This is a genomic window from Streptomyces sp. NPDC002676, assembly GCF_053592455.1.
The window spans coordinates 1-1668 of the sequence record NZ_JBSFVT010000073.1 but is presented as its reverse complement, the minus strand read 5'-3'; the positions used below and the strand labels follow the sequence as shown (position 1 = coordinate 1668).

At 69.2% G+C, this 1668-nt stretch carries 1 protein-coding gene; it reads left to right on the top strand.

The window, feature by feature from the left end; genetic code table 11:
• Nucleotides 1-125: 125 nt before the first annotated feature.
• The gene (locus ACWD3E_RS43265) at nt 126-1502 is read left to right on the top strand and encodes an IS1380 family transposase (protein ID WP_451392940.1); all 1377 of its coding nucleotides are present in this window, start codon (nt 126-128) and stop codon (nt 1500-1502) included.
• The last annotated feature ends 166 nt before the right edge of the window (nt 1503-1668 follow it).

Below are 1668 nucleotides of genomic sequence, written 5' to 3'. Positions count from 1 at the left end.
TAGCCTCGCGCTTTCATGAGGCGAGCTGTCCGGCAGGCGGTCACGCAAATAGAAAGGGCCTCTGGCCAGCAAGAATGAGGATTGTCTAGGTCCTTGTTCCCGCTGAATCCAGAGGCACTTTCCAGGTGAAGAAGCCTACCGGCTCCTATCCTAATGTCGGCGTCCAGGGGGACGGCCGGGCCGTGGTCTCGCAGGCCGGTTCGGTCCTGCTGGTCGAAACCGTCCGCAAGAGTGGCCTCGACCAGGCCATATCCTCGGCCCTGGCCCCATGGCGCAAGCCCCGGGCCGTCCACGACCCCGGCAAGATACTCGTGGACCTCGCGCTGGCGGTCGCGCTCGGCGGGGACTGCCTCGCCGACACCGCCCTGCTGCGGTCCGAGCCGGCCGTGTTCGGGCCGGTAGCCTCCGATCCGACGGTCTCCCGCTTGATCGACACCCTCGCCTCCTCGGGCGAGAAGGCGCTCACGGCGATCCGCGCCGCGCGTTCCGAAGTCCGCCGACGTGTCTGGGAATTGGCCGGTGACCGGGCTCCGGATGCCGGCGGGCAGGTGACCGTGGACCTGGACGGAGTGCTGGTCCTCGCCCACTCGGACAAGCAGGGCGCGGCCCCGACCTGGAAGAAGACCTACGGCCACCACCCGCTGATGGGGTTCGTCGACCACGGCGCTGGAGGAACCGGCGAACCAGTCGCGGCCCTCCTCCGCCCCGGGAACGCGGGCTCGAACACGGCCGCCGACCACATCACCGCCACCCGCCTCGCCCTGGCCCAACTGCCGAAGACGTACCGGCGGGGCCGACGGACTCTGATCCGCTGTGATTCCGCGGGCGGGACCCATGAGTTCGTGGCCTGGCTCGCCCAGCGCGGGCGGTGGCTGTCCTACTCGGTCGGCATGGTGATCACCGAGGCCATCCACCAGTACGTTCTCCAGGTCCCGGCCTCGGCCTGGACTCCGGCCGTCGAGTCGGACGGCGAGGTCCGTGACGGGGCCTGGGTCGCCGAACTCACCGGGGGCCTGCTGGATGGCTGGCCGAAGGGCATGCGGCTGATCGTCCGCAAGGAACGACCCCATCCCGGGGCCCAGTTGAGGATCACCGACGCGGACGGCATGCGGATCACCTGCTTCGCAACCAACACCGCCGACCGTCCGATCGCCGAACTCGAGCTCCGTCACCGGCTGCGGGCCCGCGCGGAGGACCGGATCCGGGCCGCCCGGGCGACCGGCCTGCGGAACCTGCCCCTGCACGACACCGCGCAGAACAAGGTCTGGCTGGAGATCGTCCAGATCGCACTCGATCTGCTGGCCTGGATGCCCATGTTCGCCCTGACCGGCAAGGCGAGGCTCTGGGAACCGCGTCGCCTGCGGTTCCGCCTGTTCTCCGCTGCCGGACAGCTCGTCACAACCGGCCGGCGCCGGATCCTCCGCCTCGCCCGCCACTGGCCCTGGACGTTCGAAATCACCACCGCCCTCGAACGTCTCGCACTCCTGCCAAACCCCGGCTGACCAGCGGATTCACCTGCCCCTACGAGAGAACGTTCCAGCCCGGAGCAGTGGAACCCGGCGTCCACCCGACACGACACTCGGGCCTTCGGCCTGCCCAGCATCAGCCTTCGACAACGAAACGGACCACCGACTCCGTCGGCGGCCCGTCAAGAAAGATCGAGGCTAG